The 23,052-nt window shown below is 33.8% G+C and carries 18 protein-coding genes; all 18 read right to left on the reverse strand.

Going from position 1 to position 23,052, the window contains the following annotated elements:
• Nucleotides 1–57: 57 nt before the first annotated feature.
• Nucleotides 58–1,491, reverse strand: a complete 1,434-nt coding sequence (locus ABEY15_RS17755; protein ID WP_429891716.1) for a PTS mannitol transporter subunit IICB — start codon at nt 1,489–1,491, stop codon at nt 58–60.
• Between the two features lie 339 nt (nt 1,492–1,830).
• Nucleotides 1,831–3,024 carry a PDZ domain-containing protein gene (locus ABEY15_RS17760; protein ID WP_429891475.1) on the reverse strand — a complete coding sequence of 398 codons (1,194 nt, stop codon included), beginning with the start codon at nt 3,022–3,024 and terminating at the stop codon, nt 1,831–1,833.
• Between the two features lie 262 nt (nt 3,025–3,286).
• Nucleotides 3,287–4,720, reverse strand: a complete 1,434-nt coding sequence (locus ABEY15_RS17765) for a S41 family peptidase (protein WP_429891476.1) — start codon at nt 4,718–4,720, stop codon at nt 3,287–3,289.
• 178 nt (nt 4,721–4,898) lie between these two features.
• Complete coding sequence (locus ABEY15_RS17770; RefSeq protein WP_429891477.1) at nt 4,899–6,362, reverse strand: catalase; 1,464 nt, start codon at nt 6,360–6,362, stop codon at nt 4,899–4,901.
• Nucleotides 6,363–6,603: 241 nt separating this feature from the next.
• Nucleotides 6,604–7,974, reverse strand: a complete 1,371-nt coding sequence (locus ABEY15_RS17775) for a murein hydrolase activator EnvC family protein (protein ID WP_429891478.1) — start codon at nt 7,972–7,974, stop codon at nt 6,604–6,606.
• 136 nt (nt 7,975–8,110) lie between these two features.
• Nucleotides 8,111–9,004 (reverse strand): permease-like cell division protein FtsX, encoded by an 894-nt coding sequence (gene ftsX, locus ABEY15_RS17780; RefSeq protein WP_429891479.1) that lies wholly within the window; start codon nt 9,002–9,004, stop codon nt 8,111–8,113.
• Nucleotides 8,994–9,680 carry a cell division ATP-binding protein FtsE gene (gene ftsE / locus ABEY15_RS17785; RefSeq protein WP_429891480.1) on the reverse strand — a complete coding sequence of 229 codons (687 nt, stop codon included), beginning with the start codon at nt 9,678–9,680 and terminating at the stop codon, nt 8,994–8,996. Before ftsE ends, ftsX begins: the two co-directional genes overlap by 11 nt.
• 339 nt (nt 9,681–10,019) lie before the next feature.
• Nucleotides 10,020–10,349: a cytochrome c551 gene (gene cccB, locus ABEY15_RS17790; RefSeq protein ID WP_429891481.1), complete on the reverse strand. Its 330-nt coding sequence runs from the start codon at nt 10,347–10,349 to the stop codon at nt 10,020–10,022.
• A gap of 70 nt (nt 10,350–10,419) precedes the next feature.
• Nucleotides 10,420–11,298, reverse strand: coding sequence for a YitT family protein (locus tag ABEY15_RS17795; protein ID WP_097975035.1), 879 nt, complete (start codon nt 11,296–11,298; stop codon nt 10,420–10,422).
• Between the two features lie 456 nt (nt 11,299–11,754).
• A protein-coding gene (gene prfB, locus ABEY15_RS17800; protein ID WP_248267333.1) for a peptide chain release factor 2 occupies nt 11,755–12,853 on the reverse strand; the annotation gives its coding sequence in 2 pieces (ribosomal slippage) (nt 11,755–12,789 and nt 12,791–12,853; 1,098 coding nt in all).
• Between the two features lie 143 nt (nt 12,854–12,996).
• Nucleotides 12,997–15,510, reverse strand: a complete 2,514-nt coding sequence (secA, locus tag ABEY15_RS17805) for a preprotein translocase subunit SecA (protein WP_429891482.1) — start codon at nt 15,508–15,510, stop codon at nt 12,997–12,999.
• A gap of 214 nt (nt 15,511–15,724) precedes the next feature.
• Nucleotides 15,725–16,270 (reverse strand): ribosome hibernation-promoting factor, HPF/YfiA family, encoded by a 546-nt coding sequence (gene hpf / locus ABEY15_RS17810; RefSeq protein WP_069033815.1) that lies wholly within the window; start codon nt 16,268–16,270, stop codon nt 15,725–15,727.
• A 270-nt stretch (nt 16,271–16,540) separates the two neighbouring features.
• A complete protein-coding gene (gene cspD / locus ABEY15_RS17815; RefSeq protein ID WP_056469532.1) occupies nt 16,541–16,738 on the reverse strand; it encodes a cold-shock protein CspD in 198 nt (65 codons plus the stop codon).
• Nucleotides 16,739–16,998: 260 nt separating this feature from the next.
• Entirely contained in the window at nt 16,999–18,819 is a 1,821-nt protein-coding gene (locus ABEY15_RS17820) for an APC family permease (protein ID WP_429891483.1), read from the reverse strand.
• Nucleotides 18,820–19,161: 342 nt separating this feature from the next.
• Complete coding sequence (locus tag ABEY15_RS17825) at nt 19,162–19,422, reverse strand: flagellar biosynthesis anti-sigma factor FlgM (protein ID WP_429891484.1); 261 nt, start codon at nt 19,420–19,422, stop codon at nt 19,162–19,164.
• Nucleotides 19,423–19,582: 160 nt separating this feature from the next.
• Nucleotides 19,583–20,074 (reverse strand): ComF family protein, encoded by a 492-nt coding sequence (locus ABEY15_RS17830; protein WP_429891485.1) that lies wholly within the window; start codon nt 20,072–20,074, stop codon nt 19,583–19,585.
• A 185-nt stretch (nt 20,075–20,259) separates the two neighbouring features.
• On the reverse strand, nt 20,260–21,393 hold the full coding sequence (locus tag ABEY15_RS17835; RefSeq protein ID WP_429891486.1) for a DEAD/DEAH box helicase: 1,134 nt from the start codon (nt 21,391–21,393) through the stop codon (nt 20,260–20,262).
• Between the two features lie 644 nt (nt 21,394–22,037).
• On the reverse strand, nt 22,038–22,880 hold the full coding sequence (locus ABEY15_RS17840; RefSeq protein ID WP_429891487.1) for a DegV family protein: 843 nt from the start codon (nt 22,878–22,880) through the stop codon (nt 22,038–22,040).
• Nucleotides 22,881–23,052 lie beyond the last annotated feature (172 nt).

Raw genomic sequence — 23,052 nt, forward strand, 5'->3', positions numbered from 1 at the left:
TTTTTATAAACTTTTATAAATTTAAATTAACAGTTGCTAACCTCTTTAAAATTTTTTTTATTTTAATAAAGAATTCACTAATTCATCATACTTTGGACTGTTTAAGAAGTTCTCCACTGAAATATGAACTGCATTCGGTACTTTTGCTTTTGCTCGATCAGTTAAATCTTTATGAGTTATAACAACATCCACATCATTTGGTAAATTATTAATTGCTACATTCGTAACCTCTAATTCTATCCCCGCTGTTTTTACCTTTTTGCGTAATATTGATGCCCCCATGGCACTTGAACCCATACCAGCATCACAGGCAAAAATAATCTTTTTCACTTCTTTATCAATACCAAGAGAACTAGCTACTTCTTTTTCAGTCTGTAATAGACTAGCTACTTTTCTTTCTTTACCTTTTAATTCTTGTGTTTTTTGAGCTGCTCTTTCTAAATCTTCATCTGATGCAACTGACTTAGATGATTTCAGAACTACAGCTGAAACGATAAATGAAACGGCTGTTGCAACAAATACTCCCGCAAGAATTGGTAAGTATCCTCCTTTTGGAGCCATTGCTAATATTGCAATAATACTACCTGGAGAAGCCGCTGCTACTAGACCCGCGCCTAAAATATTAAAAGTAAATGTACCAGCCACACCACCAGCGATTACCGAAAAGATTAATAAAGGTCTCATTAAAATATAAGGGAAATAAATCTCATGAATTCCACCTAGAAAATGGATAATCACTGCTCCTGGTGCTGTTTGTTTAGCTGTACCTTTTCCGAATATTGTATATGCTAATAGTACACCTAAGCCCGGTCCTGGATTTGCTTCTAGTAAGAATAAAAGTGACTTTCCAACTGACTTTGCTTGTTCAAGACCAATTGGACTTAAAATTCCATGGTTAATCGCATTGTTTAAAAATAAGATTTTTGCCGGTTCAATAAATATGTTTGCCAATGGAATGACATTTGCTTTTACCATCATATCTACACCGTTAGCTAATGCTTCTGTTAGTGTCGAAACAACTGGATTAACACCTATTAAGCCAATTATCGCTAAAATCGCTCCTAAAATACCCGCTGAGAAATTATTAACTAACATTTCAAATCCTGACTTAACTTTTCCTTGTATAGCTTGGTCAAATTTCTTAATAGCCAAACCGCCAAGTGGTCCCATAATCATAGCGCCTAAGAACATCGGCATCTCTGCACCAACAATTACCCCCATCGTTGCAATCGCACCAACAACTCCACCTCGAATATCATGGACCATTCTTCCGCCAGTAAAACCAATTAGCAATGGTAATAAGTAAGTAATCATCGGTCCAACTAATACAGCTAATTTTGCATTAGGTATCCAACCTGTTGGGATAAACATTGCAGTTATTAACCCCCATGCAATAAAAGCACCAATGTTTGGCATTACCATACCGCTTAAAAAGCTACCAAAGCGTTGTATTTTTACTTTTATATTATTGTTTTTATCTGTATTCAAAATCTTACCTCCCTTGTGAAGCTTATATACAAATGATAAAACGCTTACAGTACCAATACAATGAAATGAATATTCGTATTTGTCGCTTACTAATGTGACAAAATTTAAAAGAGCTAAAAAATGAAGGAACCATTTTCTATAATCTCTACTTTTAATAGAATGCTAGATTTCATCAACCTGAGCAATAGGTCTCTAAACACACTCAAAAACATGACATACTACCTACAAAAACACCCCTGTATTAGACTCATAAACCAGTATAAAAAAAGGAACATATTCAAGTTATGAATATGTTCCTTTTGATTTTATATTGTAGAAATTAAAGCTTCCAACCTACTACTCTTATCCGACCTGTCCACTATATTTAGATTCTTCTTCTGGGAATAAAAATCCTAACTCATGGTGTTCACCTTCATAAACTGAAGATTGAGTAATACGAATTTCAGAATTCAAATCAACTACTTCTAATTTACAGTACGCACGATTAATTTGTAGTGCTTCATAAAACTCATTAACAGTAGAGACATTTTGTCCATTTACTTTAGTAATGCTTTCGCCTACTTTAATATTCATTTTATCTGCTACTGAGTTTGGTAAAATCCCTAAAACAATTAGGCCAGTTGATTTAACTGTAAAGTAAGATGGTGTATTAATATCTTTATTTTTATGAATATAGTGTATAGCTTCTCGTCCCACTACCGCGATTGCTACAGCTATAAATGCTACAAAACCAATAAAGTGACTTAATATTCCACCTGCACAAACTATAATTGCTAAAGCTACTATTTGTTTACCAACAAGTTTAATTGATTCCTTTGGAAGCATTCCTTGAATTAACTGGTAAAATCCAATTCCAAATGGTACACAAAGAATCGAATACCCACTATCACCTAAAGCAAGTGTAGGCCACCATGAATAGTCACTAACGATCGAACCACTTGGTATTAGTAAAAATAATGGCACCATCCATAATCTATTTGCTTCATGTGCTCCTACTCTTTTTCCACGTTTACTTTCAATAAATAAAGGAGTTGTATGATTTGCAGCATTACGTTGAACTAAAATTCCTTCAGCTAATAAAAGTAAAGCCAATAAAATCGTTATAGCAGGAAGCATAGCATTCAGATCATTAGGTATAAAGTTTTTCAACAAAGGTAATGAATCTTGCCCTCTATTTAGTAATGGCAGTGCTACTAATGCTAGTCCAAAAAGATAAGCAGGAGACATCCATCTGAATTGTAAAATTAGTGCACAAATAATCGTCAATACACTTAGTAAATAAACCATTTCAACCGGAATGCTAATTCCAGCTACCAATGTGATAACTGAAAGAATTAATCCAATCAGTAATCCATACCATAGTGAAGTTTTCCACTCGAACGTTACATTAAAATTCCGAACCGAAAAATGCTTACGTTCTCGTTTTACGCGTAAATTGCCACAGAAAATTGATGCGATGAAAAATATATAAGTAAATGGATTTAAAAATAGTTTACCTAATCCAACTAATAGTTCAGATAATAAATTTGACCACATAACATTCACCACCTTTTTTATATAATAGATTGATATACTTATGTTATCGGTTTATTAATGTTTTTTCAAAGAGAATATGCTACAAAACAATAAAAAAAGCACACTTCTCCATAAAGTGTACTTTCGACATACTAAACTAAAATTCCTGCATGGATTGTAATTTCAAATCTATTTCCCGGGAATTATGTCAAATGAGGACGAAATAAAACTGGACATTACTATAACAAAGAGGACAATACAAAATTGTCCTCTTTGTGTAGTATTACTGAGCTACCATATCTAAAGCTTTCTCTAACTGAAGATCATTCTTTTCATCTTTAATTTTATCAATTAATGATGATTCAAGTTTTTCTGACGTTAGAGGATCAATCTCACCGTTAACAGTAATCCCAACAGCTTTTTGATAATTCTTAACTGCTGTCTCTGTTTGTTTGCTGAAATATCCATCTTTACGGCCTGGGTCATAACCTAAACCTTTTAACATGATTTGCGCTTGTTTAATATTTTCATCATTGTCATCGAATTTAAATGTTTTCTTTTTATCAATTGGTGTAGCGTAGAAATAATCAGGTTGTTTCACAGCAACATCTGGTTTAATACCTTTTTTGTGAATCCAAGTACCATCTGGAGTTAACCATTTAAATTGTGTTAACTTAATATTGCTACCATCTTTGAAATCTAATGTAGATTGTACAGTACCTTTACCATAAGATTTTTCCCCAATTAATTCATAATGTCCTGCTTCACTTAATGCCGCTGCTAATATTTCTGCCGCAGATGCACTTCCTTTATCAATTAATACATCAATTGGATATGGTTTCGCTTTATTTAATTTAGTATAATACTTTTCACGTTGGCCATTTCTATTTTCAACCTGTAAGTATGGCTCACTTTTTACAACTAATTCTTCTAAAACGCCTTCTACAGCTTGTAAGTACCCGCCAGGATTTCCTCGAACGTCAATTGTTAATCCCTGGATGTTTTGCTCCTCTAGCTTTTTCAATTCTTTCTTAAACTCGTCTGCTGTTTTTTCATTAAACGAGGTAATATGAATATAACCAATTTTTTCGTTGTTTACGTCTTTCACTGAACTAAATACTGTATACATTGGAATATCATCACGTTTAATTGTAAATTTAATTGGATCCGGAACTCCTGGACGTTGTACTTCAATCGTAACATTTGTTCCTTTTTTACCACGGATTTTTAATACCGCATCATACTGTGATAAACCTTTTACACTCTTACCATCGACTGATAAAATTTCATCCTTTGGTTTCAGACCAGCCTTTTCCGCAGGAGAGTTCTTAATTGGAGATACAATAATTAGTTTTTCACCATCTTTAGAAACTTCCGCTCCAATACCTTGGAAAGATGAACCTAATGATTCATGGAATTGTTTAGCTGTCTTTCCATCCATATAAGTAGAAAACGGATCATCTAAGGTTGTTACCATCCCTTGGATTGCACCTTCAGTTAATTTATCAGGATCAATCTTTTTCACATATTGATTTGCAATTATTTCGTAAGCTTTTTGTATTTTAGCAATATTTTCATCTTCTGAAGCTTTTACTTCTTTACTCTCAGAGAATTTCGAAACGATTGTACTTGTACCATCATTAAATGCAAATGTACCTACTCCCATACCAACAACAAATGTTGCTGTTGCAAGTAAAGCCGTTGTTTTACGATTCATACAGAACCTCCTATTTTTCGTTCCTTAAGAACGTACCAATCTATTAAATAGTGTATGTACTTGAAAAAGCATCACACAGACGTGCGATGCCATTTCTGTTCTATTATATGATAAGCCTGTATCACTTATGTTTGCAAGTAGAACACGATTTAATAAATTTTTATTAGAAGAGTTTAATTTATTTTGGTAGATGTTGTAAGTATGGATTTAGATTAATACCTAATATCTCCGCAAGTCTCTCACCTAATTTTGCATCTGCACGATAGAAGTTACAAACAGCACGAAGCTTAATTTTTTCATCTACATCTGCTAGATCAGCACTAATATTTTTAATAACAGCATCCTGCTCAGCTTTACTATATCTATTCCACACTTCTCCCGCTTGACCGAAGTCATTTGTTTTTTCTATTTTTTTGCGCTCAGAAACACCGCTTAATGGCTGAACTACTTCAACATAATCGGCATCCTCTTTTGGCGTATCCGAGTAGCTATTTGGCTCATAGTTAATTTGATGTGTTTGCTGACTAAAAGGCAAATGACCATCACGTTGACCATTTGCTACTTTCGCAAAAGGACAGTTAATTGGAAGTTGTAAATAATTTGCCCCAATACGATATCTTTGGGTATCTGAATAAGAGAATAATCTTCCTTGTAGTAACTTATCCTCAGATGGTAATATACCAGGAACTAACACACCTGGATTAAATCCAACAGATTCAGTTTCTGCAAATACATTTTCAGGGTTTCGATTAAGGATCATCGTTCCAACAAATTGTCGAGGAATCACATCTTCAAACCAATCTTTTGTAGGGTCTAATGGATCAAAATCGAAATCATCCATATCTGCTGGATTTAATACTTGTACATATAAGTCCCATTCTGGGAATTCTCCGTTTTCAATTGAATCGTATAAATCACGGCTTGCATGGTTAAAGTCTTTACCTTGAACTTCACTAGCTTCCTCCATTGAAAGATTTTCAATTCCTTGCTTTGGTACCCAACGAAGTTTTATATAAACAGTATTACCGTATTCATTTACCCATTTATATGCGTGAACACTTGAACCTCTCATTTGACGATAGTTCGCTGGAATACCTTCATCAGAAAATAAATGTAATAACATATTTGTTGACTCAGGTGTTAGAGACATAAAATCCCAATATCTGTTAGGTGTTTGTAAATTAGTCCTAGGATCCGGCTTTAATGAATGAACCATATCTGGGAATTTCATTGCATCACGAATAAAGAATATAGGAAGATTGTTACCTACAAAATCATAATTACCATCTTCAGTATAGAATTTCACAGCAAATCCTCGAGGATCACGTAATGTTTCCGGAGAATGTAATCCATGAATAACTGTTGAGAAACGAGCAAATATAGGTGTTTCTGTTCCGGGATCTTGTAAAAACTTAGCTTTCGTATATTTTTTCATACTATTTTTAGTTATGAAAACACCGTGTGCGCCAGCTCCGCGTGCATGCACAACACGCTCAGGTACTCTTTCACGGTCAAAATGAGCTAGTTTTTCAATTAATTGATAATCCTCTAATAAAGTTGGACCTCTACGTCCCGCTGTAAGTGAATTTTGATTATCTCCAATTGGCACGCCTTGATTTGTTGTTAGTCGGTTATTTGTCATATCATTTCTCCTTAATTATAATTATTATAATCTAGTAATAATTATATAATAACCTAACTAGTAATGAAAATCAATATCAAATTATAATTATTATAAACTAGTAATTAATATAATTGATTTTAACCACCTCAAACTATTTAGGTATGAATGGCCAGTTTTATAAATCAATTAGGATTTATATAGTAAAAAAAGAAAAAAAGAAAAAACCCATCCTAGTGTTTTAGGATAGGTTTTTAGTAAATTAAAAATTAATATATTTCATAGGATCTACTGCATTTGATTTAGCATAATTCCATTCACCTTTATGTAATTCAAAGTGTAAATGTTGTCCTGTAGAATGACCTGAATTTCCCATATAACCAATTTTCATACCTTTTGAAACAGTTTGTCCAGTTGATACATTAAAACTAGCCAAGTGAGCATATACAGTTGTCCATACTTGTCCACCAATATTATGCGTAATAAATACACAATTTCCATAAGAAGATGAGACATAAGCACGAATTACAACTCCATCAGCTGCCGCTACAACTGGTACACTTCCCGCTGAGGCAATATCAACACCTTCATGGAACTCTCCACCTTCAAATGAACGTTGTCCAAATCCAGAAGAGATATAACCGTTTGCTGGTCTTGTAAAGTTGCCACTAGAAACGGTTGGTGTATTATCAGAACTACCAGTACTATCTGAGTTACTAGAATTACCCGAACTACTAGAGTTTCCAGATTCACTTGAATGACTTGTACTTGTAGATGGCTTTTTACTTTTTGCAGCAACTTCTGCTTTACGTTTAGCCTCTGCTTTACGTCTAGCTTCTGCCGCAGCTCTTTCAGCAGCTTGTTTCTTAGCGATTTCAAGAGCTTTTTGCATTGCAGCCTGCTGACTTGCTAATAATTGATCTTGTTCCTTTAAATCTAAAACATCTTCATGAGCTTCACTTTCTTTAGCTTTTAATGAAGCCATTAATTTGTTCTTTTCGCTAACCTGACTTGCAAGTTGATAATTTAGACTCTTTAAGTTCGCTAAATCTCTTTCGATTTTTGCTTGCTTTATAGTCAAATCATCTTTTTTAGCACTAACTTCTTTTAAGTCCGAGTTTTGCTGCTTAATAATGTCCTCGTCAGCCTTCATAATAATTTGTACGGCACTCATTCGTTGAATTAAATCTCCGAAACTATTAGCGCCTAAAATGACATCAATGTATGATACCATTCCACCAGCTTTTTGAAGAGAACGCATACGGTTTTTCAATAATTCTTCACGAGATTTAATGCGTTCTTCAATAAACTTAATTTCTTCCTTTAGTTTTGAAATTTGCTTTTTCCCATCACTAACTGCATCTTCGGTTTGGTTAACTTTTTGCTTAGTCAGTTTCATCCGAGCATCAAGTTTTTCAAGCTCCGCAACAACTTCTTGCTGGTCATGCTTTATATCAGCAATTTTGTTGTTTGTTGCATCCGTCTGATCCTTAACTTCACTACGCTTCTTTTTAATGCGGTCAATTTCTGATTGGTATTTACTTTCAGCAAAAGAAACGGATGGGATAGCACCGACTATGAAAGTACTGCATAACATAATCGTTATTACTTTCGATGATTTTCTCTTACTCATCTAAGATCCCTCCTTATATGTATATAGAAAAGCCCTAGTACCTGTATCAACTCAGACAGACGTTAAATTGGGAACTAGAGCTTATCAATCGAATTACACTATTAAAACAATAGAACTACAAATGAAATATTTAATCTTATTTACGTAAAAACTTACGAATTGACATGACAGAACCCCACATCCCGATTATTGCACCAATAGCTATTAATATTGCAGATAGCTGGTAAACAAACGGTGAAAATGGTAATAATGTAAACATTGTTCCTGCTAATTTTGGCATTAACATATTATAAATGACCTTATAGCCAGTTAATAGTAAAACAATCGGAATAACCGATCCTAACACACCTAACAGTAAACCTTCTATTAAGAACGGCCAACGAATAAAGTTATTAGTTGCACCTACCAATCTCATAATCTCAATCTCGCGTCGTCTTGCCATAATCGTTATTTTGATAGTATTAGAGATTAAGAACATCGCAGTAAATAATAGTCCGAAAATCAGTACTAAACCGATATTACGACCTACCGAAACTGCATTAAATAATTTTTGAACTTGTTTTTTACCATAAATTACTTCGTCAATATATTTTAAGCCTTCAATTTTTTTGGCTACTGGTGCGATTTGTTCTGGAGAATCTGTTTTTACAATAAACGTATCATTTAATGGATTTTGCTGTTCAAACAGTTGGAATGCTTTTCCATCTTCTCCCATACTTTTGATTAGATTGTTTAATTCTTGATCTTTCGATGAGAACTTTACAGTAGTTACATGATCTAATTTTTTGATTTCTTCTTTTAAAGTAGCTAGTTGCTCTTTGTTTGCTGTTAAATCAACTAAAACACGTACTTCAACATCTTTTTCTAAAGTTGTTCCAATGTGATTAACGTTCAAAATTACGGTTAAAAATACGCCAACAAGCATTAAAGTAACTGCAACAGCACTTATCGATGCAAACGTCATCCAACCATTTCGTTTTAAACTACGTAGTCCCTCGCGAACATGTCTTCTTGCAGTTCTAGCTTTCATAACCGTACACTCCTCTCGCTTGGTCGCGTACAATTTTTCCAGATTCAATTGCAATTACACGTCGCTTTATCGTATTTACGATATCTTTATTATGAGTTGCCATTACTACAGTTGTTCCACGATCATTGATTTCTTTAAATATATCCATAATCTCCCAAGTAGTTTCAGGGTCTAGGTTACCCGTTGGCTCATCGGCGATCACTACTTGTGGTTTATTTACAATAGAACGGGCAATCGAAACACGTTGCTGTTCACCACCAGAAAGCTCTGTTGGTAAGAATCGCGCTTTATGTTTTAACTTAACAAGGTCAAGTACTTCCATAACTCTCTTCTTTACTGTTTTCGGATTTTCTTCAATAACTTCAAGTGCAAATGCAATATTTTCATAAACTGATAAAGTCGGTAATAATTTATAGTCTTGGAAAACTACCCCAATATTTCTTCGTAATAAAGGAACTTTTTTATCCTTCATATGGCTTAAATCAATTCCATTAATTAAGATTGTACCCTTTGATGGTCTTTCTTCGCGATACATCATTTTAATGAATGTCGACTTTCCGGCACCACTTGGTCCCACGACATACACAAATTCACCTTGGCGAATTTTTACATTAATACCATCTACCGCAAGAACACCATTAGGATAAGTCTTATAAACATCCTTTAACTCAATCATGACATTCTCCTTAATTTTTTGTTTCCGTTTTCTTCTATCAAACTATATAAGATCCATTCTGGATGAAATTATACTAACTTTACTTGATCTTATTAATTCGCCTGCTATTTACATATTTCGATAATTTCAGCTAAGCTCCTCTATTATACCACTTAAAAAATGTCAAAATTGATAAATTTATGTTACATTTTAATAATAGTCAAGATTATTTCCGAACGATTTATGGGTTTGTTTAACAAATCATGGAAAAATGTAACTAAAATGAAAAGAAACAGACCTTTTCTAATTGACAGAAAATTGTCTGTTTCTTTCATTTTTTTCGATAGAATTTAAAACATTTTATTTTTTAGTCGCAAGCCATTTCGCTACACTTTTCGCGTCATTTCCTTGAACAACTCCACTAGGCATTGAACCTCTACCATCATGGATAATATTTTCTATTTCTTTTTCAGAATATTTCGCTCCGACCTTTTTTAAGCTCGGTCCAATTATTCCTTCTAATTCTCCACCATGGCAGCTAGCACAGCTTTGTTTAAATAACTTTTCCCCATTAGCAACTGAAACCGGCGCACCTGAATTATTATTTTTACTAGAATTATTATTTGAACCACATGCAGTAATCGTTAACAGCATACCACCAGTTATAAAAGCAAGAAATAGCTTTTTCACAAAAATCATCGCCCCTTTAAAAATCCCATAACTATAGTCTACTACTAATAAAAATATTTATTTTACCTTTTTATGTCAAATTTGTGAAACCTTCTCCAAGAACTTCTGTTGCATCTACGACTGTGATGAAAGCATTTCGATCAACTGACCGAACGATATCACGTAGAGAAGAAAATTCAGTTTGATCAAGTACACACATTAATACTAAACGGTCTTCATTTGTATATCCACCAACACCAGTTAGCTTTGTTACTCCACGATCTAATTGGTGAACAATAGCTGTTGTTACAGGCTCCACTTCGGAAGTAATAATTAGTGCCATTTTTGATCTAGCAAGTCCAATTTGAACTAAGTCGATTGTTTTACTCGTAACAAAAAGTGCAATTAGTGCATACATACCACTTTCAAGATTAAACACGATTGCAGATGTAAGAACAATTAACCCGTCAATAAAAGCTACACAAATCCCAAGTGATAAACCAGTATATTTATGAACAATTTGAGCTGCTAAATCTGTACCACCAGTAGACGCTTTCCCACGGAACACGATGCCTAGACCTAAACCAATAAATAGTCCACCAAAAATTGATGCTAAAAGTGGATTATCAGTGGCAGGTTTTATATTGTATAAATCAACTAAATAAACAACAAGTGGAATAAAGATTGTTCCAACTAATGTTTTAGCGCCAAATTGTCTACCTAAGAAAATGACGCCTGCTATAAATAAAGGAATATTAAAAGCCCATTGTACAAATGCAGGATTAAATCCCATTGTGCTCTTTAGAATCGTCGAAATACCACTTACCCCACCAGAAGCAATATGATTTGGTAATAAAAACACACAAAACGCGACAGCAATAATTGCAGAACCAATTAATACAAAAAAGTACTCAAAAAACGTTTTTCCCCACCCTACAGTTAGAGCAGTAGAATATCTGACCTTTTTCAAACTTATCCCCCTCAATATTTCTCACTTACAGACAACTTTTCTATTTTATATCCTTTATATCGGATACTCTCTCTATTTTTTATTATGAAAAAAACAATAAGATTTAATTACATATAAACAAAATTTAATTTCTTCTATTTGTAAAACAACTTAAAAATAAATATGATTCATGTAACTCCTTTACATTAGTAAGGTAAAATCCTTATTAATCCCCTAAAGAAAAAAGCTCAAAAGAATAACATCTCCATAATTAGAAGCTGTCCGTTTAGACAAAGTCCAAAAAAATTGATGATCAGACTAATTGCAAGTGTTTGGCAGGCAGTCTGAAAGTAGATGTTATAGGTTAAAAGATGGATTTACAACTAACTAAATGATAAAATATACCTCTTTTGTCCCCAAAGATTAGGGCTGGTAAGAAAGAAGTTTCCCCCAATCTTATCAGCCCATTTTTCAACATTAAATCTTAGAACGTAAGTAAGCATCAATAAATGGATCAAGATCCCCATCCATTACTGCATGTACATTACCAACCTCTGTGTTTGTTCGATGATCTTTAACCATTGAGTATGGGTGGAAAACATATGAACGAATTTGACTTCCCCAGCCAATTTCTTTTTGTTCTCCACGGATTTCATCTAGTTGAGCTTGTTGCTCTTCTATTTTACGTTGATATAGTTTTGCTTTTAACATTTTCATTGCATGTTCTCGGTTTTTAATTTGTGAACGCTCTGTTTGACATGTTACTACAGTATTAGTTGGAACATGTGTAATACGTACTGCTGAATCAGTTGTATTAATGTGCTGACCACCCGCTCCACTTGCACGATACGTATCAATTTTTAAATCTTCTGTACGTATATCGATTTCAATTTCTTCATTAAACTCAGGCATTACTTCGCAAGAAACGAAAGAAGTATGACGACGACCTGATGAATCGAATGGAGATATACGTACTAAACGATGTACGCCTTTTTCTGCTTTTAAATAGCCATAAGCATTGTGGCCTTTAATTGCTAAAGTTACGCTCTTAATACCAGCCTCATCACCAGGTAGATAATCTAAAGTTTCGACTTTAAATCCACGTTTTTCAGCCCATCTAGTGTACATACGTAATAACATTGAACCCCAATCTTGAGACTCAGTTCCACCTGCTCCTGGGTGAAGCTCAAGAATTGCATTATTTTTATCATATGGCTCGCTTAATAATAATTGAAGTTCAAAATCATTCAGTTTTCCAGTTAAAGATTTTACTTCAGTTACTAGTTCTTCAAATAGTTCATCGTCATTTTCTTCTTTAACTAACTCATAAGTTACTTCAAGATTCTCATATCCATCATTTAAATCATTGAATTCATTAATGACTTCTTTTAAACCATTTACTTCACTAATTACTACTTGTGCAGCTTTTTGATCATCCCAAAAATCTGGCTCTGACATGAACGCTTCAAGCTCATCTAGTCTTGCTTGTTTTGTTTCGACGTCAAAGAGACCCCCTAAATGCTTGAAGGCGTTTCGCCATCTTTTCTAGTTCTTGCTTTACTTCTACTAATTCCATTACATAACACCTCGATTAAATTTTACGAACAATAAAAAGCAGGTAAAGACAAGTAGTAAAGTAAGAATAACCATTGAAAGAAAGTTACTCCTACCTTTTAATAACTACTTGCCCTTGCCCCTTTTCATATAGTTTCTATTTTATTAGATTCCTTTACCGTGGCAGTTTTTATACTTCTTACCTGATCCACAAGGACAATCTTCATTACGGCCAGTTTCTTCGCCTTTTACGATTGGTTTTTTCTTTACTTCACCTTCACCATCATTACTTACATGAATTGCATCGCCTTGTACAGCTTCACGCTCTACATCAGCTTCAATTTCAGCTTTCATAATAATGCGAGATACTTCTTCTTCAATTGAAGCAATCATCTCTTCAAACATTGCGAAGCCTTCCATTTGATATTCACGTAGTGGATCAATTTGTGCATATGCACGTAAATGGATTCCTTCACGAAGTTGATCCATTGAATCGATATGAGCCATCCACTTATTATCAACAGTACGTAATAATACAACTTTTTCAAACTCACGCATTTGTTCAACTGGTAAAGCTGCCTGTTTTTCTTCGTAACGCTCGAATACTGTTTTTTGAATTAATTCAACCATTTCATCAGGTTCAATTACACGTAATTGTTCAACTGTGATTTCATCTTCATTTAATAAGTTTGCTTCTAAGAAATCAATGATTCCTTCTAAATTCCACTCTTCTTGAAGCTGCTCGTTTGGAGTATGAGCTTGAACTACTCTGTTAATAGTCCCTTCAATCATATTCTTAACGATTGGTTGTAAATCATTTGAATCAATAACTTCAGAACGTTGAGCATATATAACTTCACGTTGTTGACGTAATACATCATCATATTGAAGTAATTGTTTACGAGCATCAAAGTTATTACCCTCTACTCGTTTTTGTGCAGATTCAACTGCACGAGAAACCATTTTACTTTCAATAGGTTGAGAATCATCTAATCCTAAACGGTCCATCATAACTGATAAATTGTCTGAACCAAAACGACGCATTAATTCATCTTCCATTGATAAATAGAAAGTTGTCACACCAGGGTCACCTTGACGACCAGAACGACCACGTAACTGATTATCAATACGACGGCTTTCATGACGCTCTGTACCAATAACAGCTAATCCACCAAGCTCACGAATGCCTTCACCTAATTTAATATCTGTACCACGACCAGCCATGTTTGTCGCAATAGTAACTGCGCCACGGTGACCAGCTAATGCGATTATATCAGCCTCACGTTCATGGTTTTTCGCATTTAATACTTCGTGTTTAACACCTTTACGCTTTAACAATTGAGAGATTAATTCTGAAGTCTCGATCGCTACTGTACCAACTAGAACTGGTTGCCCAGCTTTGTGACGCTCAACGATTTCATCGACAACAGCATTAAATTTTCCAGTCATTGTTTTGTATACTAAATCAGGTTTATCCATACGAGCGATTGGTCGGTTCGTAGGAATAACTAGAACATTCATATTGTAAATATTACGGAATTCTTCTTCCTCAGTTTTAGCTGTACCTGTCATACCCGAAAGTTTTTTGTACATACGGAAGTAGTTTTGGAAAGTAATTGTCGCAAGCGTCATACTTTCATTTTGAATTTTTAATCCTTCTTTAGCTTCGATCGCTTGGTGAAGACCTTCACTGTATCTACGACCTTTCATTAAACGACCAGTAAATTGGTCAACGATTACAATTTCACCATCTTGAACTACATAATCTACATCATGAGTCATCGTCACGTGAGCACGTAATGCCTGAGTAATATGATGGTTTAAGTTAACATTTTTCAAATCAAATAGGTTTTCAACGCCAAAAGCTTTTTCTGCACGTGAAATACCCTCTTCAGTTAATAAAACTGATTTTGTTTTTACATCGTACGTATAGTCTTTGTCTAGCTTAAGCATTCCAACAAATGCATTCGCCGCAATATATGATTGTGCAGACTGCTTTGCTTGTCCAGAAATAATTAATGGAGTACGTGCTTCGTCAATTAAAATTGAGTCAACTTCATCGATAATAGCATAGTTTAGTGGGCGTTGAACTCGTTGTTCAGCGTATACAACCATATTATCACGTAAATAGTCAAATCCTAATTCATTATTTGTACTATACGTAATATCACAAGCATATGCTTCACGCTTTTCATCTGGTTCCATACTATTTAAATTTAGACCAACAGTAAGTCCTAAGAACTCGTATAATTGACCCATTTCACGAGCATCACGACTAGCTAAGTATTCATTGACTGTAACAACGTGAACACCTTCGCTACTTAATGCATTTAAGTAAACTGGTAAAGTGGAAGTTAAAGTTTTACCTTCCCCAGTTTTCATTTCTGAAATATTACCTTCATGTAAGGAAATTCCACCTAATAACTGTACAGGATATGGAGTCATACCAAGCACACGAGTAGCACCTTCACGAACAACGGCAAATGCTTCAACTAAAATATCATCAAGAGTTTCACCTTTTTGAATACGCTCTTTAAATTCAAATGTTTTACCTCTAAGTTCATCATCAGATAATTTTGCATACTGATCCTGTAAAGATAACACTTGATCAACTTGTTTTTGCATTTTATTTAATTGTCGCTGATTAAGATCAAAAACCTTTTTTATCATTCCAAGCATTCGTAACGCTCCTCTATTATAAAGTCATAAACTAAAATGTCATTAAGTTAGTAGATACTATTTCTAATTTTATCATTAAATGAAGATACGTGACAACCTTATGTCGAGAATGTTCTATTAGAATTAATTAATATTTTAGAAAATAATCAAAAAAACCAAAAAAGGACTAAGCTATTTGTTCAGCTCAGTCCTTTTATTATTATTTTATTAATTTTTATTTGGCTTCAATTAAACCATAACGCCCATCTTTTCTAGCGTAAACGATGTTCGTTTTATTCGTTTCACCGTTTAAGAATACAAAGAAGTTATGACCTAACATATTCATTTGTAGCACTGCTTCTTCTGCATCCATAGGTTTTAAATCAAACTGCTTTGTTCGAACTAACTCAATATCATTTTCGTGCTCTTCTACTGCAACAGCTGATTCAGTAGTTGATGGTGCAAACATGAATTTTAATGAACCTTTTTCTCTTAACTTACGATTTACTTTTGTTTTGTGTTTTCTAATTTGACGATCTAGTTTATCAATAACTAAATCGACAGCTGCATACAAATCTGAATGCTCTTCTTCTGCACGTAATAACATATACGTTCCAGGAATAGTTACTTCAATTCTTTGCTTGTCGTGGAATACCTTAGCATTAACTCTCGCCGTTAACTCTTCGTCAAAATAACGATCAAATCGCGATAATTTTTTATCTACGTAATCACGAATTGCTGGAGTAATTTCAATATTTTCGCCTCGGATGTTTAGCATCATATGGGTTTCCTCCTTCATCAAGCTCCAAAAATGAAAGCTGTCATACTTATATTCTACACTTCAATCTTAATTTCCTCCTTGAAATTTTTGTCAAATATGAGAAATCTCTGTGACCATTTTATGAACTTTTATCGTTTATATCAGATTATATTTTTATAATAATTTAAAGATACTCAAAAATTTTCCAAAACAAACAAAGGCTTACTCATTTGAGTAAGCCCTCGTGGTCCGAATCTATATAAGCAAATACTTACTTATTAACGGAAAAAATTAAATTTTAGTAACATTAGCAGCTTGAGGTCCACGGTTACCTTCAACGATTTCGAAGCTAACTGCTTGGCCTTCTTCTAAAGATTTGTAACCTTCTGCGTTGATAGCTGAGAAATGTACGAATACATCGTCTCCATCTTCACGCTCGATAAATCCAAAACCTTTTTCTGCATTAAACCATTTTACTTTACCTTGCATTCAAATCCATTCCCTTCAGTCGAAAACTTGTGAATCTTCTCCACATTTCAACTATACATCATAAAACTAGGACAAGTCAAAAGTAGCTTATCGCCTTTTTTTTCACGAATTCGACAAATAACGAAAAATTCTAATTATTTCCTTACCTATCATATTCGCTTACCTTCTGACATGTCCCATTATTTTTTTCCTATTTTTATAAAAAGAAAATTTATATCATTTTTCCTACAAGTTTTTTCCTTCTTTAACCCCCCTGCACTCTACACCTTAAATCTATAAGGTACAGTAGTTACAATTACGCTTCGTTTATGAAGTAAATACGCTCGTAGTAATAAGCTTGATTGATTATGTAAAACATTGTGCCAATTTTTTCTCGTAATAAACTGTGGTATTAAAACTGTAATTTCAAAACCTTGTTCATGAGCTTTAGCTTCCATTTCATCTATTACTTTTAAAAGAGGTCTTGTGATTTCTCGATACTCAGAGTGAACAACTATTAATTTTACGTTTGGATTCCATGCTTCCCATTTTTCTCTCATTTGCTCTTCACTTTCTTTATCAAAAGAAATGTAAACAGCATAGACTTCATCAGCAATCCCTTGAGCGTATTGCATTGTACGTTCAACTACTTTTGTGATTCCGGCGACAGGAACAACCATGATATTTCCACTAATTTTTTCAGGAATATCATTATTTAATCTTAATTGGTCACCTACTGCTTCATAATGCTTACGAATTCTTAAGAATAGAATAACAATCAGAGGTAAGAAAACAAATATTGACCAAACTTGGTTTAACTTAGTAGTTAAGAAAATGATCGAAACTGTAGCTGAAATAATTGCTCCAACGAAGTTTGCAATTAATTTTGGGAACCAGCCAGTCGGTTTTTCTCTAATCCATTTAATTACCATACCTGTTTGAGAAAGTGTAAATGGTACAAATACACCAACCGCATATAATGGAATTAATTCTTCTGTTTTACCTTGGAAGGCAATAATTAATAAAATTGAAGCTATACCAAGTGTAATAATACCATTTGAATATCCTAGACGATCTCCTCGAAGTAAATACATTCTAGGCATAAATTTATCACTTGCTAAGTTATAAGCAAGTAATGGGAATGCTGAAAATCCTGTATTAGCTGCTAATACAAGGATAAGCGCTGTTGTCCCTTGTATAAAGAAATAGATTACATTTCGTCCGAAAATATCAGAACCTAATTGGGACATAACCGTTTCTTCTGCATTTGGTACGATTCCATACCAGTAAGCTAAAAACATTATACCCGAGAATAATACTGCCAAAATCGAACCCATCATCAATAGTGTTTTTGCCGCATTTTTATCTGAAGGCACTTTAAAGTTCGGAATAGCATTTGAAATTGCTTCTACACCAGTTAAGGCTGAGCAACCAGATGAAAATGCTTTTAAAAGAATAAAGAGCGAAATCCCTGGAACAACAGTACCAATCGCTGAATGTGCTGTTTGTGGTGCATGGCCTGTAAAGACATTATATAAACCTACGATAATGATAATAACAAGTGCTACAACGAATAAATAAACTGGATATGCCAAAATCGAAGCAGATTCAGTTAGTCCGCGTAAGTTTAATATTGTAATACATATAACCAAAATAACAGCAATAAAGACTGTATGAGCATGCAAAACTGGAAAGGCGGACGTAATTGCGTCCGTTCCTGCTGACACACTAACCGCTACTGTCAAAATATAGTCAACTAGCAAGGATCCACCGGCAACTAAACCTGGAATAACACCGAGGTTTTGTTTAGATACGACATAAGCGCCTCCACCATGGGGATAACTAAATATAATTTGGCGATAAGATAAAATTAATGCTAATAATAAAATCAGTACGCCTATACCAATCGGAACCGAATACCAATACGCTACCGCCCCAACCGTAGTTAAAACGATCAGAATCTGCTCCGGACCGTATGCTACTGAAGAAAGCGCATCTGACGATAGAATTGCCAAAGCCTTCGTATTCGATAACTTTTGTTCACTTAACTCTGTTGACTTAAGTGGTTTACCAATTAAGTATCGTTTTAAAATCGATAACATATGTACACCTCTACATAAAAAGTAAAAAACTAAACCATTTGAGTTTATCACATTATTAGAAAAAATTGTGTGATATATTAAGAAAATCTTTCCATAATTTTATTAAGGTTTTTTCGAAATTATTAATATTAACTTTCCTCCAAATCAAATTAAAATACAATAAAATGAAAGACACTTTAAAAACTTCACTACTCAAATACCAGACGCTTTCATTTCGTATGAAAATCATTTTTATTTCCTTGTTTACACACAGAAAGAACTTAACATTTTTGCTAAGTTCTTTCCTATTTTCTTCTTATTTAATTAACAATTTTTTTAACAACCCGGTTCGGTTATTAGTCTTTATTTCTTATTAAAATAACTAAGCATTTTTTCAGCCACTTTCATTGGTTGAACTTTGTATGTTCCCTCATCTATTTGTTTTTTTAATTGCTGTATACGTTCATCACGTTTTTCGATTATCTGATTAGCGATTTGATTATCCTTCGCTTGAGGGGAGATTTCTATTTTTCCTTCTTGTTCTCGTTTAATATTTTTTTCAATTTTTTCTACGTTGTATTGATGTAAATGAACTTTATCTTCATCAGATGTATTACCCATCATTTTCTCACCTCATCGCTAATCGTTTTATACCTCGACACTTTATTATTATTTTCCGATCATTTATCTATATTTTTGTTTTATTCTGTCCAATGTCTACTATTAATATCGGTAAAACTCGTAGTAAAATTAAGTTCTTATATAATTAACAAGCCATCTAGCTTCATGCCCGAATCAATGTGAGTGAATGTACTTCAGTAGCACCATTTTTTAACAATATTGCTGCGGCATCTTGTACCGTTTTACCAGTTGTATACACATCGTCAAGTAATAAAATCGGTTCATTATCGATTTTTTGCTCACCACAAAAAGAAAAAACTTGTTCTCGACTTAGTCTTTCATAACGGTTTAACTTACTTTGTTTTTCAGTATGAATTCTTTCTAAACAATTTGTTAAGTTTAAACCTGCATATTGTGCGAGCAATTCAACTTGATTAAAGCCTCGTTCCTTTAGTCTCACATCACTTAGAGGTATTGGAACTATTTTATAATTTTTGAAAGAATTTTCATAGTATTCCCTCAAATCACTCGCAAAAATAGATGCCAACTGAACATCACCACAAAATTTAAAATGATTGAGCCACTCTTTTATTTCATTTGTGTAATGAAATATCGACTTATTCATAATTAACGGCATATCTAGCTTTAAATTCATATACTCTTTACAATTTTTACAATGCTTTTGATCCTCCCTAATGTAACCACAACAAATTTCACAAACAGGACCAATAATTTTTTTAAATTTCGCTACACATTTTGAACAAGCTGATTCATTGCTTAAAAAAAACAATTTATGCAAGGAAAACTTCTCAACAAATCGAACACCACAATATACACAAATCATTTATGATCCAACCAGCCTTTCTCGATACCTAAATGATTCATTAGAAGTATTTGCTTTTTAGCTTTGACCATTTCTTCGCTAATCCCATTATGAAAAAAGATAACCTCTCCATTTGCATAATTAATATGCCTACCAGCACGCCCAGCAATTTGAACTAGCGCACTTTCAGTAAAAATCTCTTCATCAGCACCTAATACTGCAATTTGACTATTCGAAATCGTAACGCCTCTCTCTAAAATTGTCGTTGTAATTAAAACTTGAGTATCACCATTTCGAAAAGCACTCACTTTTTCATGTCTTTGTGGATCTTGACTATGAACCGATGCCGATTTAGCTGTTATCTTTTTAACAGCTTCTTCTATAAAAACACATTCACTAATTGTAGGGACAAACAAAAAGATAGGGCAGCCTTTTTGAATAAATAATTTCATCCATTTTTCTAAAGAATTTGGAAGTTTTTGTGATTTACGGATCGTTTTACGCCAGTTACCAATCCATTCAAAGCTCGGTACTGGTAGGGGTTGCCTATGGTATCTTGCGGGGACCATTACATTTTTGATTTTATTTTTTAGTGCAAGTAGTTGTTGTTCACTAGAGGGGGTAGCTGTCATTTGTACTGTAGAACCTTTAATTGTTCTTGATTCATTTGCAACCCAGTGCAAATATGTTTCAATATTATAAGGAAAAGCATCAACTTCATCGATAATTAATAAGTGGAAGGTATGTCTAAATTTCATTAACTGATGTACTGTACAGATCGTTATCCTATTTCCATCCCATATCTCTTCACTGCCTCCATAAAGTACTGCAATTGAAATAGTAGGGAAGGCTTGTCTAAATCGAATCGATAGCTCTAATACAACATCTACTCGAGGAGTTGTAATGCAAACAAATTTTCCTTGCTGTAGTGCAGCTTCAATCCCTTCAAACAACATTTCTGTTTTTCCTGCACCACAAACTGCCCAAAGTAACAAATTCTGATTTTCGTTCACAGCTTCAACTACTTTAATAGATGCTTCTTTTTGCTGCGGTGAAAGTTTCCCATCCCATTCGAGTCCAGAAATTGAGGGAGCGAATTTCATATCAACTTCATTAATGACTAGCTCAGTACACGTCGACATCTTTCCCATAGTGATACATTTTCGACAATACGTACACTGAGATGAACATTTAAAACAAAAATGAGTAGCGAAAAAGTGCTGATTTTGATTACCACAACGAAAGCATTGATCACGATTTTTAACTTTTTGAACCGCTTGAATGATTAGACTTGTTGGAGGGATGTCCTGAAGGTTTATTGAGGGGGGAAGTGGAAGTTTTCTACCGTAAAATTTGTCCATTTTTAACCTACTTTCTTTTAATAATTATTGTGAGGGATAAAACTTGGGATTTTTTAAAAAGGTTCCACATAAATATGACCATCTTCAAATATTACATCCAATCAGTCACTAACGACGTAAAATCCAGTGAAATTTCCTTGTCAAATAGATAGATATATTGTGACGATTTTTTAAGGACCCCATTATAAAAAAAACCATTTCAATAGTTCTACAGTTCGTTTGTAAAGTAGACTTAAAATAATTCAATCGAGTTAATTATGAAACATTTTTGATCAACTTCTATATAAACTCCTAAAAAAACCCACTTTAAGTCAAATTGAACAAAATCTACAATAATTTATCGAGTTTTTATTTGCGCCACTCACTTTTTAAATTGCGATAACAAGTTTTTACTGTACAAAACAAAAAAAGCCCCCTATCAAAGGAGCTTCTACTCAAACAACATACCAACCCAATCCTAAAGCACCTTCACCAAGATGCGTTCCAATTACAGGGCCAAAATATGAAGTTTCTAATTCAACTTTCGGATATTTTTCACTAAGTTGTTGGGCTAACTTTTTTGCATCGTCTTCACGATTTGAGTGAATAACAACTGCTTTCATTTTTTCACCTTTTGATGCAACTTCGCCAAATAAATCTGTAATTCGTTTCATTGCCTTTTTTTCAGTTCGAATTTTTTCAAAGGCAACAATTTGTTTGTCTACAAATGTTAGAATTGGCTTTACTTGTAGTAAGCTTCCTACAAATGCTTGTGCACTTGAAAGTCTTCCACCCCGTTGTAGGTGATCTAAATCAAAAACCATAAAGTAAGCATTTGCAGATTGTTTTATTTCATCTAAACGCTCAATGATTTCAGTTGGTCCAGCACCTTTCTTTGCCATTTTCGCAGCTTCAATGACATAAAACCCTTGGACCATGCAGCTAATTTCTGAATCGTAAGCGACTACTTCTAAGTTATCAATCATTGAACCAGCTGATACAATACTTTGATAGGTTCCACTAATTCCACTTGATAATGAGATAGCAACAACAGCCTCATATTCTTTTGATAGCTGTTCAAATTTTTCAATAATCGTGCCGTATGCAGGCTGTGAAGTTTTTGGAAGCTCCTTTTGTTCACGGACCTTGAGGAAAAATTGTTCGGCTGTAATTTCAACTTCTTCTTGGTAGGACGCATCTCCGAAGATTACATTAAGAGGCAACATATGTATATCTAAAGGATCTCTTATTTCCTTTGGGATATAGGATGTACTATCTGTAACAATTGCAGTTCTCATTGTCATATCCTTTCTTATATATAATAACGTTTAACCATGTATTTATTGGTTTAATTTTACACAACTAGTTAAGTAAAATCATTGTATTTCATTCTCTTTACTCTGAGCCAATTCGACAACTCAGTTAGACTTAGAAAGACTTATTATACTTAAAAGCCTATTTATTGAAAAG

Origin of the sequence: Gottfriedia acidiceleris (assembly GCF_050457485.1) — a bacterium.
Lineage (GTDB): Bacteria > Bacillota > Bacilli > Bacillales > Bacillaceae_G > Gottfriedia > Gottfriedia acidiceleris_D.